The 18,572-nt window shown below is 68.2% G+C and carries 16 protein-coding genes; 4 read left to right on the forward strand and 12 right to left on the reverse strand.

Annotated features, from left to right (window positions below; all coding sequences use genetic code 11):
* Positions 1-34: 34 nt before the first annotated feature.
* From J7643_18280 to J7643_18300, 5 genes are read right to left on the reverse strand one after another with little or no spacing between them, the layout of a single operon-like run.
* Positions 35-1,297 (reverse strand): TolC family protein, encoded by a 1,263-nt coding sequence (locus J7643_18280; GenBank protein ID MBO9542538.1) that lies wholly within the window; start codon positions 1,295-1,297, stop codon positions 35-37.
* The gene (locus J7643_18285) at positions 1,294-4,125 is read right to left on the reverse strand and encodes an NHLP bacteriocin export ABC transporter permease/ATPase subunit (GenBank protein MBO9542539.1); all 2,832 of its coding nucleotides are present in this window, start codon (positions 4,123-4,125) and stop codon (positions 1,294-1,296) included. The genes J7643_18280 and J7643_18285 overlap by 4 nt, the downstream gene beginning before the upstream one ends.
* Positions 4,118-6,319: an NHLP family bacteriocin export ABC transporter peptidase/permease/ATPase subunit gene (locus J7643_18290; protein ID MBO9542540.1), complete on the reverse strand. Its 2,202-nt coding sequence runs from the start codon at positions 6,317-6,319 to the stop codon at positions 4,118-4,120. The genes J7643_18285 and J7643_18290 overlap by 8 nt, the downstream gene beginning before the upstream one ends.
* A complete protein-coding gene (locus J7643_18295; protein ID MBO9542541.1) occupies positions 6,306-7,568 on the reverse strand; it encodes an NHLP bacteriocin system secretion protein in 1,263 nt (420 codons plus the stop codon). The genes J7643_18290 and J7643_18295 overlap by 14 nt, the downstream gene beginning before the upstream one ends.
* A gap of 3 nt (positions 7,569-7,571) precedes the next feature.
* Positions 7,572-8,114 carry a cyclic nucleotide-binding domain-containing protein gene (locus tag J7643_18300; protein ID MBO9542542.1) on the reverse strand — a complete coding sequence of 181 codons (543 nt, stop codon included), beginning with the start codon at positions 8,112-8,114 and terminating at the stop codon, positions 7,572-7,574.
* 210 nt (positions 8,115-8,324) lie between these two features.
* Between J7643_18300 and J7643_18305 the strand changes: the two genes are divergently transcribed.
* From J7643_18305 to J7643_18315, 3 genes are all read left to right on the forward strand, one after another.
* Positions 8,325-9,749, forward strand: coding sequence for a hypothetical protein (locus tag J7643_18305; GenBank protein MBO9542543.1), 1,425 nt, complete (start codon positions 8,325-8,327; stop codon positions 9,747-9,749).
* A 222-nt stretch (positions 9,750-9,971) separates the two neighbouring features.
* Positions 9,972-10,550 carry a hydrolase gene (locus J7643_18310; protein MBO9542544.1) on the forward strand — a complete coding sequence of 193 codons (579 nt, stop codon included), beginning with the start codon at positions 9,972-9,974 and terminating at the stop codon, positions 10,548-10,550.
* Between the two features lie 18 nt (positions 10,551-10,568).
* Positions 10,569-12,359, forward strand: coding sequence for an amidohydrolase (locus tag J7643_18315; protein ID MBO9542545.1), 1,791 nt, complete (start codon positions 10,569-10,571; stop codon positions 12,357-12,359).
* A 34-nt stretch (positions 12,360-12,393) separates the two neighbouring features.
* On the opposite strand, the gene J7643_18320 is transcribed toward J7643_18315, so the two are convergent.
* Together J7643_18320 and J7643_18325 are read right to left on the reverse strand one after the other, a co-directional pair.
* Complete coding sequence (locus J7643_18320; protein ID MBO9542546.1) at positions 12,394-12,963, reverse strand: WHG domain-containing protein; 570 nt, start codon at positions 12,961-12,963, stop codon at positions 12,394-12,396.
* Complete coding sequence (locus J7643_18325) at positions 12,953-13,876, reverse strand: alpha/beta hydrolase (protein ID MBO9542547.1); 924 nt, start codon at positions 13,874-13,876, stop codon at positions 12,953-12,955. Before J7643_18325 ends, J7643_18320 begins: the two co-directional genes overlap by 11 nt.
* Before the next feature lie 141 nt (positions 13,877-14,017).
* On the opposite strand from J7643_18325, the gene J7643_18330 reads away from it, so the two are divergent.
* Entirely contained in the window at positions 14,018-14,485 is a 468-nt protein-coding gene (locus J7643_18330; GenBank protein ID MBO9542548.1) for a DUF3788 family protein, read from the forward strand.
* A 60-nt stretch (positions 14,486-14,545) separates the two neighbouring features.
* Here the strand turns inward: J7643_18330 and J7643_18335 are convergent, their stop codons facing one another.
* The 5 genes from J7643_18335 to J7643_18355 all read right to left on the reverse strand — a co-directional run bounded on the left by J7643_18335 (position 14,546) and on the right by J7643_18355 (position 18,557).
* Positions 14,546-14,848: a hypothetical protein gene (locus J7643_18335; GenBank protein MBO9542549.1), complete on the reverse strand. Its 303-nt coding sequence runs from the start codon at positions 14,846-14,848 to the stop codon at positions 14,546-14,548.
* Positions 14,849-14,927: 79 nt separating this feature from the next.
* Positions 14,928-16,112 carry a cytochrome P450 gene (locus J7643_18340; GenBank protein ID MBO9542550.1) on the reverse strand — a complete coding sequence of 395 codons (1,185 nt, stop codon included), beginning with the start codon at positions 16,110-16,112 and terminating at the stop codon, positions 14,928-14,930.
* A 132-nt stretch (positions 16,113-16,244) separates the two neighbouring features.
* Positions 16,245-17,258: a putative sulfate exporter family transporter gene (locus tag J7643_18345; protein MBO9542551.1), complete on the reverse strand. Its 1,014-nt coding sequence runs from the start codon at positions 17,256-17,258 to the stop codon at positions 16,245-16,247.
* Positions 17,259-17,367: 109 nt separating this feature from the next.
* Positions 17,368-18,009 (reverse strand): NAD(P)-dependent oxidoreductase, encoded by a 642-nt coding sequence (locus J7643_18350; GenBank protein MBO9542552.1) that lies wholly within the window; start codon positions 18,007-18,009, stop codon positions 17,368-17,370.
* Positions 18,010-18,113: 104 nt separating this feature from the next.
* Positions 18,114-18,557 (reverse strand): Rrf2 family transcriptional regulator, encoded by a 444-nt coding sequence (locus J7643_18355; protein MBO9542553.1) that lies wholly within the window; start codon positions 18,555-18,557, stop codon positions 18,114-18,116.
* Between the last annotated feature and the right edge of the window lie 15 nt (positions 18,558-18,572).

Consider the following 18,572-nt stretch of genomic DNA (forward strand, 5'->3'; position numbering starts at 1 on the left):
CTGACGACGAAAATCCTCGGTACCGCGGCCAGCCTCAGGGGGACAGGGCCTCCACGGGCAGGGCGAGGGCCTGGGCTAGCTTGAGCTGGGCGGCGAAGCCGTCGAACTTGGCTGCGATCGCAGCACTCTGAGCCTGGTTGAGGGCGGTGAGGGCCTGGATCATCTCGAGATTGGTCCCGACCCCACGCTCGAAGCGCATGCGCGCCAGTTGCAGCGCCCGGTTCGCGGCCGCCAGTTGTTGCTGCGTCAGCTGGGTGCGCCCCTGGAACGCATGCAGGGCGGCCTGGGCCCGCTGGATATCGAGCGTGGCTGAGAGTCTCCCTGCATCCAGGATCGCGGCGGCGCGGGCCGCGTCTTGCTCGGCCTGCTGGACCTGGGCGCCGATGCGCCCGGAGTCGAGCAAAGTCCAGCTCAGGGTCCCCGTCACCCCGTAGCTCGCCCCACCGTAGGGGCTCGCGCCGAGATTTCCTGCGGCTTCGAGGGTCGGCAGCTTGGCGCGCGATCGCTGGCGGACGACGAGCTCCTGCAACTGCCGACCGACATCCAGCGCGCGAAGCTCCGGACGCTGCGTCAGAGCGCTCGACGCGCTCGCGGGCGGCATCTCGAGCGGCAAGAGGACCGCCTTCGCGTCGGGGTGGATCGAGGTGCCCGACTGGCCCAGCAGGGTCGCGAAGGCCAGCTGCGCGGCATCGAGGGTCGCTTGCGCCTGGAGCCTGCGGTCCTCAGCACTCGCGACCAGGGCCTGGACCTGCAGGACGTCGAGCTCGGTGCTGACGCCGCCCTTGAGGCGCATCTTCGCGACTTCGAGCTGAGCCTTGGCCTGCTGGATGTCCACGCGGCTCGCGGCCTCCAGGGCTTGCGCGCGCAGGACGTCGAAGTAGGTGCGGGCCACCTCGTACTGGAGGGCGAGGTCCGCGGCCTCGAATTCGGCCTCCGCCCTTCGCCTTGCGAGGGCAGTCTGTTGTTGCGCGTCCTGCGCCAAGAACGCGTCGAACAAACGCTGATTCAGGGAAAGCTTGGTGTCCCAGGCCCCCTGGGCGAAGGCCACCCCCGTGTCCTTGCCCGTTTGCGAGAGAGCGCTGCTGAGCAGCAGGCGCGGCCAGCGCTCAGCCTCGGCGCCGCGCTGACTCGCCTCGGTCTGGGCGATCAGCAACTTGCCCGCCTTCAAGGTCGGGCTGAAGCTCCGGGCGTGGGCGATCGCCTCACGCAGCGAGAGCTCGCCCTCAAGCGCGATCGCAGGGCCCCCAGCCGAACCGAGGACTACGAGCAGACAGCAGACGAGGAAGGAGCGCCTCATAGGAGCTGGTTCTCCATGAGCTGCCGGAAGGGGCCGTCCGCCTGGGAGAGGGTCGCGAAGTCCCCCTCCTGGGCGATGGCGCCCCCTTCCAGGACGAGGATGCGGTCCGCCTGGCGGATGGTGCTGAGGCGGTGGGCCACGGTGATCCGCGTGCACGCAAGCCGGCGAAGGCTCTGGCTGATCGTCGCCTGCGTCTTGCCGTCCAGGGCGCTGGTGGCCTCGTCGAAGAGCAGGATGGAGGGCTTGCGCGCGAGGGCGCGCGCGATGAGAAGCCGCTGACGCTGGCCCGCCGAGAGGTTGCTGCCCCCCTCGTTGATCGTGGTGTAGAGGCCCATGGGCATGGCCAACAAGTCCTCGTCGAGGCCCGCAGCCTCGCAGGCCGCGCGCACCTGCGCATAGGTGAGCCCCTGGCCCACCGCGACGTTGTCGTAGAGGGTGCCTCGGCTGATCCGGTCGTGCTGCAGCACGGTTCCGATCTGCCGGCGCACCGCCTGGAGGTCGAGCCCCGCGAAGTCGTTGCCGTCTAGGTAGATCTTGCCCGACTCGGCGCTCTCGAACCCGAGCAGGAGGCGCAGCAGGGTGGACTTGCCCGACCCCGAGGCACCGACGATGGCGACGAACTCCCCCGGGGCGATGTCGAGCGAGAGGTCGCGCAAGACGTAGGGAGCCTTTGGGCCGTAGCGGAAGGCGAGGCGCTTGAAAGCGATGCCCCCCGCCAGGGGACCCGGATCCAGGCCGCCGCGTTTGGTTTCGAGCGGCGCGTTCACGAAGCGCATCAGCTTGCGCCACTTCCGCTCGGTGTCGATCAGGTTGCCGAGGGCATTCCCCATCCCCAGGGTCCCTGTGAGGAAGCTCCCGAAGGCCGCGCTGAAGGCGATGAAGGCCCCCATCTGGGAGGTTCCCCCCGGGACGCTCGTCTGGGCGGCGAAGCCCGCGTAGAACAGGGCCATGGCGAGCAGGGGCGCCACCTCGATGAACAGGGTCAGGCGATCCTGGTAGCGCTGCACCAGGAAGTCCTCACGCTCGTTGACGGCGTACGAGGCGACGACGTTGGCGAAGGCCTGCGCCTCGGCCCTGGCGACCCGGATCTTGGAGAGGCCGTCGATGTAGTTGACGACCAGGGCCTGCGTGTTGGCCGCTGGCCGGCCGACGCGCTGGCGCTCGCGCAGGGTGAGCTTGGCCGACATCCCCATGTAGGCCACGATCAGGACCCCGACCAGCAGGCCTGCCAAGGCCATCGGGGTGCTGTAGAAGAAGAGCTGAGCGAGGAAGGTCACGGAGAAGACCCCGCTGATCACGCTCTGAACGGTCGTACCCGCGAGCGCGCGCCTGAGCTGGCTGATGGTGTTCATGCGCTGGGCCAGATCCCCGGCGGGCGTCTCGCGGAAGAACTGCGGCTGCATGCCAAGCACCCGGTCCCACAGCGCGGCGTTGAGGGCCGCCTCGGCCCGCGTTTCGGCCCTCAGAACCGCGTAGTCCTGGACCAGGCGCAGGGCGGGCAGGGCCGCCGAGATCACGAAGAGCGCGATGCCGAGTTCGAACAGGAGCTGGCGATCGCCGCTCGGGATGACGGCCGTCAGCAACCAGTAAGTGGCATGGGGCACCACGACGCCGAGCGCCGCCGAGAGGGCAGCGACCGCGAGGACCACGTGGGCCTCCGAGCGGATCACGTCCCAGGCGAAGGCGAGCAGATCCTTCTGGGTGAGGGGCTGATCCGCGAACGGGCGGTAGAAGACGATCCCATGGGTGCGAAGCCCGCGCGCGACCTCGGCGTCGACCGGCAGGCGCGCGCCGGTCGCGGGATCCAGGTAGGCGTATCGGCCGGGCGAGAGCGGCAGCAAGGCGATGGGCTGCCTGTCCTCCAGGCGATAGGCGAGCATCGGCCCGCTGTCCCGGCGCCACCAGTCGCCGCTCAGCCGTACCCGGCGGTAGCGCACGTGGGAGGCGCGCATGATCGCCTTGAACGGATCCCGGGCGGGGCTGCTCGCGCCGGCCGCCGGCCGCTGGAAGGAGATCTGCGAAGCGGCGCCGATGGCCGAGAGGGCCGCAAACAGCGGGTCGCCCTGCGGCGCGGGATCCCCGATCGGTTCGAGAATGCCCGCGAGGTCGCGGTGGGCTCGTCCCATGGCTCGCGCCTCAGCGTCCATGCGACCTGCGATCCGGGCGGCGTCGGCCGTTTCGAGCGTTGCAAGGCGGCGAACAATCGCTCGATGCGCAAAGCCTGCAAGCGCCCGGCGTCCCGCTTCCAGCTGCGCCGGCTCGGCGAGTTCACTCGGACCGAGCGCGAGTAGCTCGATCGCCCCCTGTGCGCGCAGCCAGGCGCCTTCTCCCATGGGCACCGGCCCCAGCTCGGGCGTGAGCGCCGCCTCGTTCAGGCCAAAGCAGGCGGCCTGTCCGCTCACCGCCATGACCCAGCAGCCTGCCTCGAAGCGAATGCTCTCGCCCGGTTCGAGCGCGATACGACCGGCCTCAGGCGCCGGCGAGGCGGCTTCGGGGGCCTCGGGCGCAAGCGTTGCGATGCTCGCCCCCCAGCGCAGCAAGGCCTCGGCACGCTCCAGATCAGTCGCCTCTATCCGGAGCAGGCGCGCGGCGCCGAGCGCCACCGCCACCACCTCGAAAGCGCCAATGTCGGGTGCGACCCCGCCGAGCACCCCGCCCTCGGCGACGGTGAAGAGGGGGCGCCGGGCGCCGGGGAGAGAATCGCTCTCGCCGACCAGCGCGAAGACCGCAACCTCCCCATGCGCGACCCGGAAAAGGGCGCTCGGGTCGTCGAGGCGCAGCGGCGCATCACCGGCAAGGGGCATCACCGCCTCTCGGTCCTCACGCATGCGACACCTCTTGGGCCTCGCCGAGTTCCATGGCGATCAGGTCTGCATAGAGGCCGCCTCGTGCGTAAAGGGCCTCGTGGGTGCCGCGTTCGACGACCGTCCCCTGCGAGAGGACCAGGATCTCGTCGCAGTCCCTGAGGGTGCTGAGCCGGTGGGCAACGACCAGGCACGTGCAGCCACGCGCGCGGAGGTTGCGGTCGATGCGCCGCTCGGTCCGCGAGTCGAGGGAGCTGAAGGCCTCGTCCAGGATCAGGATCGCAGGGTCCCGCACCAGGGCGCGGGCGATCTCGAGGCGCTGTCGCTGGCCTCCCGAGAGGTTCTTGCCCCCCTCGAACAGGGCGGCATCCAGGCCCTTGGGCATGGCGAGCACGTCTTCGAGCAGTTCGACGTCCGCGAGAGCCCGGAGCAGGTCGGCCTCCGGCACCGAGCGATCCCACATGGTCAGGTTGTCGCGGACGCTCCCCGCAAAGAGCACCACGTCCTGCTCCACCAGGGCGAGGGACTGGGCGAGGACCGCCTCGGGGATCGCGTGGCGCTCTCGGCCGTCGAACCGGATCGAACCGGCCCAGGGCCGGTAGAGCCCCGCCACCAGCTTCGCCACGGTGGACTTGCCCGACCCCGAGGCCCCCACCAGGGCGACGCGCTGGCCCGGAGCGAGCGAGAGGCTGAAGCCTTCGACCAGAGGCGGATCCGTGGGGCTGAAGCCGAACGAGAGGTCCGAGACGGAAAGGGCCCCTTGCAGACGCTTGGTCTCGGACTGGGCGTCCAAGGGCCCCTGGATGGCCTCGTCCGCGGGCTCGGCCAGGACGTCCTCCAGCTGAGCCAGGTCGGAGAGCACGGCCTGCAAAGAGGCGCCGAGGGTCGCCAAGCCGTTGATGGGGCCGAGGAAGGAGCCGACCATGGTCTGGAAGGCGACCAGGATGCCCATGGTGAGGTGCCCCTCCATGACCCGCGCGCCCCCGACCACCACGACCGTCGCCGTGGCCAGCGAGGAGAGCAGGCTGGGGATGCTCCCGACCGCGATCTCGAGCGCGGCGAGGCGCTGGTTGGCCTTGAGGACCTTGGCCTGATGACCCGCCCACTGGCCGAAGAAGATCCCCTCGCTCGCCGACGCCTTCAGGCTCTCGATGGCCTGGAAGCCTGCAAGCCCGATGCCCGCCAGCTCCCCTTGCTCCTGGGCCACCCGCATGTTGGCGGTCACGCGCAGGCGCCCGATCCAGGCGAGGACGAGCAGGTTCAGGGCCCCTGCGGCAAAGACGATGCTCGAAAGCAGCGGGTCGTACAGCAGCATCATGCCGCCGTAGAACACGATCATCAGCAGGTCGATGGCGGTGGTGGCCAGGCGCCCCGAGAGCAGGGTCGCCAGGCGGCTGTTGAGCTGGAAGCGGATGGCGATCGCGCCGGGGAAGCGCTGAGCGTAGAAAGAAGGCGGCAGGCTCAGAAGGTGCCGCAGGAAACCCTGGGACATGCGGGCCGCAAGCGAGGTCTTGAGGCGGTTCAAGTGGTAGAGGCGCAGCTGCGTCAGCACGCCCCTGAGCACGGCAATCGCAAGCATCCCCAAGAGCAGGGGATTGAGCCACTCCGAGCGCTGCAGGACCAGCACGTGGTCCACGAAGATCCGGGTGGTCAGGGGCACGGCGAGCCCCGGCACCACCAACAGCGCACCCAGCAGAATGAGGAAGAGCAGGGCGCGCCGCGAGCTCTTCAGCCGCGAAACGAGCGGACCGACGACCCCGAGGCCGGTTCCCCCCCGCTGAAACTCTGGCCCCGGCTGGAGCAGGATCACAAGGCCCGTGTAGCCCTTCACGAACTCGGCCATGGCGAGCCTGCGGCGACCGTGGGCCGGGTCGTTGACGTAGACCGTGTCGCCCTTGAAGCCCTCCACCACCAGGAAGTGGGTGAAGTTCCAGAAGACGATCTGCGGCACGGGCAGCTCGCTGAGCCGCTCGGGCTCCATATGGAAGGCCTTGGCCATCAGGCCATAACGACGGGCGGCCTTGAGCATGCTCGAAGCGCTGTTGCCGTTGCGCGAAACGCCGCACGCGGCCCGAAGCTCAGCCGGCGGCACCTTGCGGCCGAAATAGGCGAGCACGATGCCGAGGGCAACGGCCCCGCACTCGACCGCCTCTAGCTGGAAGCGCAGGGGCGTCCGAACGACCCGCGCCCGGCGGCCCGGGAGGCTAGTAAATCGCACTGGCCTGCCTCATCAGCGAGATGGCGAGCTGAATCGGGCTGAGGGTTTCGACCGTCACGCGGCTCGTGATGGTGGTACCCGGCGTCTGGGGAATCTGCGGCCCCTCGGAAGCCGACCAGTGGTAGCCGCTGCGCGTGTGAGGGTCCACGTCGAGCTGGGCGGTGACCTCGATCTGGGGGGTGCCGTTGGAGAGGGCCACCGCCCAGTCTTCGCTGCCCAGGGTGCTCGCCATGGCCTGCTTGGTCACCGGGAAGGGCGAGACGGTGAGCACCGTGCCCGTGATGCCGCCGAAGCGATCGCGCTTGACGGTGTCGGGGGTGGTCTGGACGTGCTGGCCCGGCAGGACCTTCTTGCCGTCGCGGATCGGGAAATAGAGCAAGGCGACCATGGGCTGGTCCTTGTCCTCGACCGCCACCGTGGCCAGGCGGGTGCCGGCGGTGATCACCTGGCCCACCATGGTCGAGACTTCGAGCACGCGACCGGTGCAGCGGCTGCGGACCAGGCCCTGGTTCGCCATCTGCTCCTTGAGCACGGCGATCGTAGCCGTCAGATCGCGGCGCTGGAGGCTTTTGGCGGTGCGCAAGTCGGCGTACTGCTGCGCCATGGTGTCGCGGCGCAGTGCGAGCTGCCGCAGCTGGGCCTCCCAGTCCGGAATCCGGTCGTGGTTGGTGCGGTAGCTCTGCTCGGCCTCGAGCATCGCATCGACGGTCAGGGCCTTGAGGTGGTAGAGGTGCTTGCGGTCCTCGTAACGGGCCTTGAGGGTGGCGTCCAGGGCCTTGGCCTGGGTTATCAGGCGCCGGTAATTGCGCTCCTGCTCGGCGATCGCCCGCTCTTCCTGCTCGTTGTGCCGAGCCTGGAGCGCGAGGTTCTGCGCGCTCTGCGCGTCCAGGAGGGCGAGCTTCGCCTCTTGCTCGGCCAGCTGGCGGCCAAGCTCGGGCAGGTCGAGCACCGCGACCACGTCGGAGACCTGGACCGTGCTGCCCGGCGAGAGCCGAAGCTCACGCAGCTTGCCGGATCCCACGGACTGGATGCCCATCACCTTGTGGGGCCGGGTCAGGATCCCCGAGCCCATGACGGTGACGGGGATGGTCCCGAAGATGGCCCACAAGACGATCAGGGCGGTGACGACCGTCAAGCACAGCACGGCGATCCAGCCCTTGGGGCTCACCACCTGCAACAGCTCGTCGAGCTGGTCGTCGGTGGCGAGGGTGGCGCGCGGTGCGGGCGGTTTGAGCGGCGAAGTCGGCATCGGCTAGTCCGGAATCAGGCGGCGGAGCATGGTTTCGAAGCGCAGGCCCGCGATCGCCACCTTGTCGAGCACGGCGGGGTCCACCTCGTGGTCCTCGAGGACATCCTCGCGAAGCGAGAAAGCGCTCCCCTGCCCCATGGTTCGGAAGGTGTTGCGCAGGCGGTCGGCGAGAAAGAGCGCGAGCGCTCGGTGAAAGCGCGCGTTGAAGCCGATGTCGGTCCGCAGCTTCTCTTCGAGGTCGGCCCGGGCGATCGCAAGCACCCGGCTATCCTCTCGCGCACGCACCGTGGCCGAGGGCGGGCCCTGGTCCACCAGCGACATCTCGCCCACGATCTCGCCCGAGCCCACGACCGCGAGCGGCTTGTCCTCGTGCGCACCCGCCACGACGGCAAACGAGCCATCCAGGATGATGAACATCGAGTCGATCGGTTGTCCCTGAACGATGATGGCGCGACCCCGGACGGCGGTCTGCGGCGAGCCGCGGGTCACCAGCCAATCCAGATCCTGCTCGGTCAGCTCGCCGAGGATGAAGAGAACCTTGCGCAAACGGGACGATCCTCGTCGAAACCCCAAGGCCGCCCTCTGGCGGCCTGCTCGTTCGCACATCATCGTAGCATACGCCGTCCTGCCGCCGAACAACTCCCATCGCTTGTCGAGAGGCCCGTTCTGTCGGATACTGAAACCGCCCAAATGCCCATCGCCGCCCGTGACGCCCACCGCCGGCCCTCACCCAGGCCTGTCCCTTCGGAGATGACGATGTCGTCCACCACCGGCCCCGTGCCCGTCTCGCTCAGCAAGAAGCTCGCGCGCACCCTGTTCCCGGGGCGAGACGACGACTTCCGGCCCATGCCGCAGTCCCTCAGAGGGCGCCTGCTGTGGTGCCTCGACCTGGCGAGCCACTGGAGCATCCTCTTCCTCGCCCTGGTGAACCTGGGCCTGGTGCTCTTCGACTACACCTACCTGGACCTGCGTCACCACTACCTGACCTACACCCCGCACTTGGTCGAGCGCTACGACCCGGTCAAAGGCGTGAGCCCGCACCGCCTCACCCAGGGCTACGTGGAGGCGGCCACCACCACCTTCGAGAAGCTGCGCGCGGGCGAAGGCGACACGGCCGCCCTCCTGGCGGACATGCGGCAGCGCAGCCAGCAGCTTTACCAGGAGGACCCGTTTTCGGGCGCCGGCTTGAGCGGGGTCTTCGAGCAGATCAAGAACCGCCTGCGGCGGCACGCCAAGGTCGACTCGGGGAAAGAGGCCTTCATGGTCTTCTGGTCGCCCAAGAACCTGACGCCCGCGCGCCTTGACCAAGAGCAGGCCTTCTTCGACCAGAGGCTTCGCCCGCTCTTGGCACGGAACTACTACCGAGCGCTGGGCGAGAACGGGCGGCCCTTCGACGCCTTCTGGATGATCGATCTGCTGTTCATCCCCTTCTTCGCGTTCGACTTCCTGGTGCGAGGCGCGCTCGAACTGAGGCGCGGCAAGTACCCGAGCTGGAAGGCATTCTGCTACGCCCGCTGGTACGACCTGGTCTACTTCGTCCCGCTCGGGCAGTACGTCGTCCCGCTCGGCCAGTCCGGCTGGCTCCACCTGGTGCGCGGGATCTCGGTGGGGCACCGCATGCGGCGGCTCGGCCTGATCAACCCGATCACCATCCCTCAGCGCGCCGCCGAGCGAGGGATCAACCTCGCCACCGACCTGGTCAGCGTCAGGCTCCTGAGCAACTACCAGGAGTCGATCCGGCGCTTCGACCTGGACGAGACCATCCGCGAGCTCTCCGCCGAGGACCGCGAGCGGTTCAACCGCTTCGTCGAACTCCACTTGCAGGCCGCCGTCACCCGCATCCTGCCCCAGGTGATCCCCGACCTCCAGACCATGATCACCTACTCCGCCCAGCAAGCCCTCAACGAGTCGCCGACCTACCAGCAATTGCGCGCCCTGCCCGTCGTCGGCGGGATGGCCGAGCGCTACCTGCCCGATCTGGTCGCCGAGATCGTCAACGGCATCCAGCGCGGCATGGGGGCCGCCCTCGAGGATCCCACCCAGCGGGACCTCTCCCGGCAGCTCGGCGACAAGCTCGTGGAGCTGATCCTCACGGAGCTTCGAACCCTCGAAACCGAGCAGGAGATCAAGCGATACTTGATCGCAAGCCTGGAACAGCAGAAGAACAAACTCCTCACCTAAAGCGGCGCTCCTCCCTTGCGGCATCCCACCCCAGGCCTCACGCGTTTTTTCATCGGAAGCGACCAAGCGCGTCCGGAGCGCGAGGCGCTAAGGTGCTGAGTAGCGATACCGTCACTCAGCAGGAGGGATGCCGTGAGTACCGAGCGTTACGCGGTCCGGTGGATCCATGGGTTGCTGACTCCCGAGAGTTGCGCCCTGGTCTTCATCGACCACCAACCCCAGATGTTCTTCGGGATCCAATCCATCGATCGCCAGACCCTTCTGAACAACACGATCGGCCTCGCCAAGGCCGCCAAGGTCTTCAAGGTCCCGACCATCCTGACCACCGTGGCCGCCGAATCCTTCAGTGGGGCCCTCATGCCCGAGTTGCAGGCCGTCTTCCCCAACCAGAAGCCCATCGACCGCACCAGCATGAACGCCTGGGAGGACTCGAACCTCCGCACGGCCGTCGAGAAGACCAATCGCAAGAAGCTGGTGTTCGCAGCGCTCTGGACCGAGGTCTGCCTCGTTTTCCCGGTCATCAGCGCCCTGGAAGCCGGCTACGAGGTCTATGTCATCACCGATGCCTGTGGCGCGACGACCGCCATGGCCCACGACATGGCCATGCAGCGCGTCATCCAGGCGGGGGCGGTTCCCATGACCTGGCTGCAGTTCATGTGCGAGCTGCAGCGCGACTGGGCCCGCACCGAAACCTACGACGCCGTGCTCAACGTGGCTGAGGAGCACGCCGGTGCCTACGGCATCGGGATCCAGTACGCCAAGGCCATGTTCGGTGGAAAAGAAGGCGCCAAGAAGCGCTAGTCGAGAAGGAGCACCCACATGGCGACCACGATTCTGCTCAACGGCAAGATTGCCACCATGGGCAAGCGGGCCCCGTTCGTCTCGGCCCTGGCCCTGAAAGATGGCCGGGTGCTCGCGGCAGGCGAGGCCCAGGACGCGCTGGCGCACCAAGAGGCCGGCTCGCGCGTCATCGACCTGGGGGGCAGGACCGTGGTGCCAGGCCTCAACGACTCGCACCTGCACATCATCCGCGAAGGCCTGAACTACAACCTGGAGCTTCGCTGGGACGGCGTCCCCTCGCTTGCGATCGCCCTCGACATGCTCCGGCGCCAGGCAGAGCGGACACCGCCCGGCCAGTGGGTCCGAGTGGTGGGCGGCTGGTCCGCCTACCAGTTCGAGGAGCGGCGCCTGCCGACCCTCGACGAGATCAACGAGGCGCTGCCCGACACCCCCGCCTTCATCCTGCACCTCTACGACCGGGCCTTCATCAACCGGGCGGGCCTCTGCGCCCTCGGGCTCGACAAACAGACCCCCGACATGCCGGGCGGAACGTTCGAGCGCGACGCCGAAGGCAATCCGACCGGCCTCGTGCTCGCCACACCGGCCGCCACCATCCTCTACGCCACCCTCGCCAAGATCCCCAAGCTGACGCCTGAGCAGCAGCGCAACTCCACCCGGCAGTTCCTGCGCGAGCTCAACCGCTTCGGCATCACCAGCGCGATCGACGCGGGCGGTGGAGCCCAGAACTACCCTGACGACTACGCGGTCTGCCGCGAGCTCGCCCGCGAAGGGCTGCTCACCGTGCGGATCGCCTACTACCTCTTCGCCCAGAACGCCCAGCACGAGTTCGAGGACTTCTCGCGCTGGGTGGATATGACGCACCCGGGCCAGAACGACGACATGTTCAAGCCCAACGGCTTCGTCACCGAGGGCGGCGGCGAGAACCTCGTCTGGGCGGCCGCGGACTTCGAGAACTTCGTCCAGCCCCGCCCCGAGCTACCCCCGACCATGGAGGCGGAGCTTACGCGCGTGATGCGGCTGCTGGTCTCCAAGCGCTGGCCTTTCCGGATCCATGCGACCTACGACGAGTCGATCGGGCGTGACCTGGACGTGTTCGAGGCCATCAACAAAGAGATTCCCTTCAACGGCCTGCGCTGGTTCATCGACCACGCCGAGACGGTGTCGGCGCGCAACCTGGCGCGCATCAAGGCGCTGGGCGGCGGGATCGCCATCCAGAACCGGATGGCCTTCCAGGGCGAGGACTTCATCGCCCGCTACGGCAAAGAGGCCGCCTCGCACGCCCCGCCCATCCAGGCCATGCGCGAAATGGGGATCCCCCTGGGGGCGGGCACGGATGCCACCCGTGTCGCCAGCTACAACCCATGGCTCTCGCTGCACTGGCTCGTGACCGGCAAGACACTGGGCGGGACCGAACTGTACCCGGCAAGCAACCGCCTGGATCGCATGGAGGCGCTCAGGCTCTACACCGAGGGCAGCGCCTGGTTCTCCCACGAGGAGGAGGTGAAGGGACGGCTCGAACCCGGCTGCTTCGCGGACCTCTGTGTCCTCACCGAGGACTACTTCACGGTGAGCGAGGACGCCATCAAGGGGATCGAGTCCGTCCTCACCCTGGTGGCCGGCGAGGTCGTGCACGCGGCGGGTCCCTTCGCAGCCTACGCCCCGGAGCCCCTGCCGGTCATGCCCGAGTGGTCGCCCGTTGCCGTCTTCGGCGGGTACTACGCGGCCGATCGCACCCGGCGACCGGGCCCGGTGACCATGCTCGGCGAACAAGAGATGCCCCAAGCGTCGCGCCCCAAGGCGGACGATTGAGGCCAGCCCAGACCACAACCCTCGCTGCGTGCCGTCAGGTTCGCTCGGCGCGCAGCCCTGCCAGGAAGCTCGTCATGAGGCGCCGGAAGCTCTCGTCGATGTCGAGCGGCATGCCGAAGCCGCCGCTCGACTCGAGCGAGGCGAAGCCGTGCACCAGGCTGCGCAGGCCCCGGATGGCATGCAGCGTACCCTCCTCGCCCAGGGCGAAGGGCTCCAGCACGCGGATGATGATCCCGAGGAGCTGGTCGCTGGCCTCGTCCCACTCGCGATCGCCGGGTTCGGGCGCGCGCAGGGTCGCAGCATAGAGGCCGGGGTGCTCCTTGGCGTAGGCGCGATAGGCCTCGGCGATCGCCATCATGGCGTCAGGCCCGGCCTTGCCGACGGCGGCCTCGGCCATGCGCCGGGCGATCGCCCGCAAGGCCAAGAGGGCAACCCCTCTTTGCACGGCCTCTAGCCCCGCGACATGCTTGTAGAGCGAAGGGGAACGAACGCCAAGCCGCTCGGCCAGGCGCGAAAGGCTCAGCCCTTCGAACCCCTCTTCATCCACCAGCTCGGCGGCCGCGCGCATCACGACCGCCTCGTCCAAGCCTGCCCTAGGAGCCATGGGGCCCCTCCGTGCGCCCCTTGCGCAAGAAGTTCACGAGGTGCGGGGTCGTGACCTCCGGCATCTCGGCGTGGGGATAGTGACCGGCTCCCTCGATCATCACGTACGAACTTTTCAGGGCATCGGCCACGCGCTTGGCCTCGACGGCCGGCTCGGAGAAGTCCGGATCCTTGGTGCCCATCACGATCAGGCTCGGGGCCTGGACCTTGGCGAGGCGCTCTTCGGCCGCGGACTTGGAGCTTGCGATCATGCCGCGCATGGCTGCAAGGCGCCCAGGCTCACCCAGGTTGGTGCGAAGCGCGTGGAGGTAAGCATCGAAATCAGCCGGCTTGCGGGTGGGGTACAGGGTCGTGTAGAACATCCCCCACAGCGACGGGCCCCAGGGCCCGATGAAAGGCCAGGAGAGGACCTGCGACTTCCAGAGCGGTCCCCCGTCCCGCACGACGGGCCCGACCAGGACGAGCTTCCCGATGCGATCAGGGGCCTCGGCCGCGGCCCAGACAGCGGCCCCCGCGGCCATCGAGGTCCCGACCACCGTCACGGGGCCAGCATCCAGGTGGCGCGCCAGGGCCACGATGTCCTTGCCGATGCCCGCAAGCGAGTAATCAGGCCAAGAGACGCTCGACTCGCCGTGGCCGCGCACGTCCATCGACACGACCCGGTAGCCCGCCTCCACCAGGCCGGGCGCCAGGTACCGATACTCGCCTCGCAGATCGCCGAGACCGGGGACGCAGAGCACCACCGGCCCCGTCCCGACGTCCTCGTAGGCAATTCGCCCTTCGCTCGTCGTCAAGAAGTGAGTCGCCATCGTCCTGCCTTTCTCGCCCTGCTGCGCCGAGGCCGCCGAAAACGACCCGGCATTGAGGGCCAAGGCCCCCGCCAAGAGCGCACCACCGAATGAACGCCATGCCATCGTCAAGCTCCTCGCATCGATTAGCTACAGTGATTAGCTTAAAGCTAAATCGATTAGCTTGCAAGGACTTTCTTGCGCATGGCCCGCAGGCTCTCCTGCACGATCGCCCTCCAGGGGCCTGGTCGTGCGATAATAGACCCTATGAACAAGCAACCTGAGTCCTCGTTCCGAGGCAATCCCCCCAAACGCGAACAGCTCGCCGAGCTCCTCAAGGACCACCTGGCCCAGTGGAACGAAGTGCGCGAGACCGTCGTCGAGATCGGCGCCACCTGGAAGTGGGCCTTCTCGGAGGCGAGCAATACCTGGACGTACCGCTCCTACCTGCCGGGCGATCGCTTCTTCGCCTCGCTCACCCCCAAGGAAGACGGCTTCGAGGTCAGCACCAACCTCAAGGCAGACGAGTGGTCGGCCATCACCCCGGCGTCTCCCGAGGACGCGGCGCTGCTCGAAAGCCTGCGGGCCAAGGCCCTCGCCTCCGGCGACGACCCGGCCTGGCTCCACGTGGCCGTGACCGGCAAGCAGACCCTGCCGCTGCTCGCGCAGATCCTGGTGGTCCGCGCCCGTCGTCCCCAGAAGCCCCGCCTCAAGGCCGGCAAGAAGCGGCGTTAGAGCCCCCATGCAGCAAGGGCCCCTGGCGATTGCCAGGGGCCCTCTATTTCGTCCTAGGGGCTAGCGCCGGACGATGATGACCTCTTGGTGAGGCCGGTGGTGGTGCCAGCCGCGGTGCTCGTAGTAACGGTGATGAGGACGCTCGCGCTCGCGGACCACGATGACCCGCTTGGGCTCGGGACGCACGACCTGCACGGGCAGTTGCACCTGAACACCGGGAATCGGCTGCACGATGACCTTGCGCTCCACCTCGCGGTATTGCTCACCCCCGCGGTACTCATGGTAGGGGCGGGCCTCGGAAGGGGCCGCCAGGAGCGCCGTCGCCCCCATCGTCGCGATCGCCAGCAGCAACATCTTTCGCATGGTTCATCTCCTCTTGGATTGGATGCCTGCTATAGATACGACGTAGCGCGCGAAAAGGTTCCAAGCGACGCGAGGATTTTCAGGATCGCACCGGCTCGAAGCAAAGCGGCAGCTCGGCTACCCCGTGAAGCAGGCCCCCCTCGATGTGGCGCAGGGCCGCCGGCGCCTCGGGATCCCGGCGGATCGCCCCGAGCCGCGCGAGCATGGCCCGCATGGCGATCGCCCCTTCCAGGCGTGCCAAGGGGGCCCCGATGCAGTAGTGAATCCCGTGCCCGAAGGAGAGGTGCGGGTTCGGGTCGCGCCGCACGTCGAAGCGGTCGGGTTCCTTGAAGACGGCCTCGTCCCGGTTGGCCGAGCCGATGAAGGCGAGGACCATCTGGCCCTCCTTGATCGTCTCGCCGCCAAGCTCCATATCCCGGGTGGCGGCGCGCGCCGTCCACTGCACCGGCGAGCGATAACGCAGCATCTCCTCGATGGCGCTCATCATGTCCTCTGGGTGCGTGCGCAGGTGCCGCATCTGGTCGGGATGGTCCAGCAGGCACAGCATCCCGTTAGTGATGAGGTTCACGGTGGTGATGTGGCCCGCCAGGAGCAAGAGCGCGCAGAAGCTCAGGACTCCCTCCTCCGAAAGGCGCTCGCCTTCGAGCTCGGCCGACAGCAAGTGACTGATGAGGTCCTCGCGCGGCCTCTTGCGGCGCTCCTCGATGATTGCCTGGAAGTAGGCGTCCATCTCCGCCTGCACCCGCCGCCCCCGTTCGAGGGCCTCCTCCCGGCGCTCGAGGAGGTTCGTGGTCCCCGAGAGCAGCTCATCCGCCCAGCGCTTGTACTGAGGGCGATCCGCAGGCGGCACCCCCAGCATCTCGGCGATCACGATGACCGGCAGAGGATGCGCGAGGTCGTTCACCAGCTCCAGTCGGCCCCCTTCCTCGATTGCATCCAGCAGCTCGCGGGTCAGGGCCTCGATGCGCGGGACCATGTCGTTGATGGCCCGAGGGGTGAAGGCCTTGGAGATGAGGCCACGCAACTGCCGGTGGCGCGGCGGGTCCATGGAGATGAGGCTCTCGCGAAAGCCCTCCGCCTCCTGGGAAGCAAGACGCTGCGAGCTGAAAGCCTGATGGTCCATGAGGACCGTCTTCACCTCGGGATAGCGGTAGACGGCCCAGGCCTGCATGGCCTCGTCGTAGGCGACGGGGCGCTCGTGGCGGCGGACCCGGTAGAAGGCGTGGGGGCTGAGTAGCTCCTCAGCCGGAGGAAAAAGCGACATGGCGATCCAACCTCTCTGTGCGCGCGGGAAACGACACCCAGAGGATAGGACCCAACCATCGCTCAGTCGCCAGCCTAACGACCAATCTTTTGAGGCGAGACTTTCGGTTGCACGCTTGAGCCGGGGCCGATCCTAGCCGATGTGCAGCAGGCGGATCACGCCCCAGCTCATCGCTGCGAGCAGACCGAAACCGGCCAAGCCAGCATAGACGACCTTCATACCGGCCTTTCGGACCATGGCGAGGTTGGTGTTGAGGCCCATGGCGGCCATGGCCATGACCATCAGGAAGATGCTGGTGTTGGAGAGCCACGCCTTGGCCTCGGCTGGCACGACCCCGATCGAGCCGACCACGCCCACCGCCAAGAAGCCGATGACGAACCAGGGGATGGGCGGCTCCTTCCAGCTGTAGCTCAGCTTCTTGCCGCTGCCGCTCAGGAGGCCGAGCACCACCAAGGCGGGCGCCAAGAGGACCACCCGGGTCAGCTTGACCAGCGTCCCCATGTCCCCGGCGGTCGTCCCCCAGGTGAAGGCCGCGGCCATGACCTGGGCGACCTCGTGCAGGGTGGAGCCCGAGAGGATGGCGAGCTGCTGGGTCGTCAAACCGAGGAACGGCCCGCCGAAGACGTAGAAGAAGACCCCGATGGTCCCCAGGATGCCGCAGAGGGCCGTCGCGAGGGTCGCGTCCTCCTCGTCGGCCCGGATGACGGGGGCCGCCGCCGCCACCGCGCTCGCCCCGCAGATGGAGGTCCCGACCGCAAGCAGCATGGCGAGCTGGGCGGGGACCTTGAAGCGGCGGGCAAGCCAAGCGATGCCCGCGATGCCGAGGCCGATGACCAGCAGATCGAGGAAGAGAACCTTGGGCCCGGCCTTCGCGATGAGGCCGAAGTCGAGCCGTGCCCCCATCAGGACGATCCCGAGCCGCAGGATGGTGCGGGCCGAGTACTTGGTGCCGGGGACGGCCCAGGTGGGCAGGCCTGCCGCGAGGCGCCAGAGGATCCCGACCAACAGCGCGACCGTCAGCGCCCCCATCACCTTGAGCCCGGGCAGCATGGCCAGATACCAGCTCGCGGTCGCAAGGCCCAGCGCGAGCAGCACCCCAAAAAGGCGGCGCGGCGTCTGGAGGGCGGGGGTCTTCTCGGCGATCATGAGCAGCCTTTCTGACTTTAGGACTTAAGAGGGCCTTCTCTGACAGTAACTCCTTGCACTCGGACTGTAAAACGAGAAGGCCTCCCTTTCGGGAGGCCCTACTGAGAGCTTAGTAAGCCACCGTGAAACGCTTGCGCAGGTGCGACGGGCGCTCGATCTCGTCGAGGATGGCCACCGCGAGGTCCGCCGCCGAGATCCGACCCGGCCCCTCGCCGGTCGAAAGGGGCTCATCGCCACCCAGGCGGTAGGCGCCGGTGCGCTCGCCCGGCTCCAGCAGGATCGCGGGCGAGAGGAAGGTCCAGTCGAGCCCATCCTCGGCCTGGATCTGGCGCAGGGCCTCGCGCGCGCCGAGCGCCCCTTCCTTCCATTCGGCCGGGAACTCCGGGGTGTCGACCAGTTGCACCCCGGGCGCCACGTAGAGGCTCCCCGCCCCGCCCACGACCAGGAGGCGCTTGAGGCCGGCCGCCTTCACCGCCGCGGTGATCGCCTGGGAGCCCGCGATGAAGCGCTCCTGGATATCGGGGGTGCCCCAGCCGGGGTTGAAGGCGCTGACGACCGCATCAGCCCCCTTGAGGGCCTCGGCGAGCGCCGCCGCGTCGAAGACGTCCACCGCCGCAGGGGTGAGCGCGTCGTGCTGAGGCAGCTTCTCGGGGTGGCGGACGATGGCTTTCACTTGGTGGCCGCGCCGCAGGGCCTCTTCGAGGACCTGGGTGCCGACGAAGCCGGTGGCGCCAATCAAAACGAGGTTCATGGGATGGTTCTCCTCTCGGATCGCGTCGCAGAAAAGGGCTGCCTTTCAGCCACATCTGCAACAATGTAATCAACACAGTTACACTTTAGGGTAAAAAAAGGGGCCTAGCTCCCGGCGGCTCCCACCTTCTCGCGCGCCAGGACCTCGCCGAGCATGCCGGCGATGGTCTTGCCCGCAAGCTCCGTTTCGAGGGCCCGCTGGGCATCGTCGACCGTCCGCTCCAGGGCGCCCTGGATGTTGCGGCCCACCAGGCAGCGCGGGTTGGGGGCCTCGTGGTGCATGGCGAAGAGGTGACCGTCCTCCACGGCCTGGTAGACCGCAAGCAGGGTGATGTCCTCGGCCGGCCGCGCCAAGAGCGCCCCGCCGCCCGCCCCGAGGCGCGAGGTGGTGAGCCCCGCCTGCGCGAGCATGGACAGCAGGCGACGTACCACCGCCGGGTTGGTGTTCACGCTCCCGGCGATGTATTCGGATGTGACGGGCTCGCCCTCCTGCAACTGAAGCAGCGTCAGGATGTGGACGGCCACGGCGAAACGGCTGCTGAAGGACATGGTTCCTCTCCGGGT

The sequence above is a fragment of the bacterium genome, from assembly GCA_017744355.1.
GTDB lineage: Bacteria > Cyanobacteriota > Sericytochromatia > S15B-MN24 > UBA4093 > JAGIBK01.

Bases quoted from the DNA above. Each gene is read 5' to 3' on its own strand.
- J7643_18280 (MBO9542538.1), bottom strand. From the start codon at position 1,297: ATGAGGCGCTCCTTCCTCGTCTGCTGTCTGCTCGTAGTCCTCGGTTCG.
- J7643_18285 (MBO9542539.1), bottom strand. From the start codon at position 4,125: ATGCGTGAGGACCGAGAGGCGGTGATGCCCCTTGCCGGTGATGCGCCG.
- J7643_18295 (MBO9542541.1), bottom strand. From the start codon at position 7,568: ATGCCGACTTCGCCGCTCAAACCGCCCGCACCGCGCGCCACCCTCGCC.
- J7643_18305 (MBO9542543.1), top strand. From the start codon at position 8,325: ATGTCGTCCACCACCGGCCCCGTGCCCGTCTCGCTCAGCAAGAAGCTC.
- J7643_18310 (MBO9542544.1), top strand. From the start codon at position 9,972: ATGTTCTTCGGGATCCAATCCATCGATCGCCAGACCCTTCTGAACAAC.
- J7643_18315 (MBO9542545.1), top strand. From the start codon at position 10,569: ATGGCGACCACGATTCTGCTCAACGGCAAGATTGCCACCATGGGCAAG.
- J7643_18320 (MBO9542546.1), bottom strand. From the start codon at position 12,963: ATGGCTCCTAGGGCAGGCTTGGACGAGGCGGTCGTGATGCGCGCGGCC.
- J7643_18325 (MBO9542547.1), bottom strand. From the start codon at position 13,876: ATGGCATGGCGTTCATTCGGTGGTGCGCTCTTGGCGGGGGCCTTGGCC.
- J7643_18330 (MBO9542548.1), top strand. From the start codon at position 14,018: ATGAACAAGCAACCTGAGTCCTCGTTCCGAGGCAATCCCCCCAAACGC.
- J7643_18335 (MBO9542549.1), bottom strand. From the start codon at position 14,848: ATGCGAAAGATGTTGCTGCTGGCGATCGCGACGATGGGGGCGACGGCG.
- J7643_18340 (MBO9542550.1), bottom strand. From the start codon at position 16,112: ATGTCGCTTTTTCCTCCGGCTGAGGAGCTACTCAGCCCCCACGCCTTC.
- J7643_18345 (MBO9542551.1), bottom strand. From the start codon at position 17,258: ATGATCGCCGAGAAGACCCCCGCCCTCCAGACGCCGCGCCGCCTTTTT.
- J7643_18350 (MBO9542552.1), bottom strand. From the start codon at position 18,009: ATGAACCTCGTTTTGATTGGCGCCACCGGCTTCGTCGGCACCCAGGTC.
- J7643_18355 (MBO9542553.1), bottom strand. From the start codon at position 18,557: ATGTCCTTCAGCAGCCGTTTCGCCGTGGCCGTCCACATCCTGACGCTG.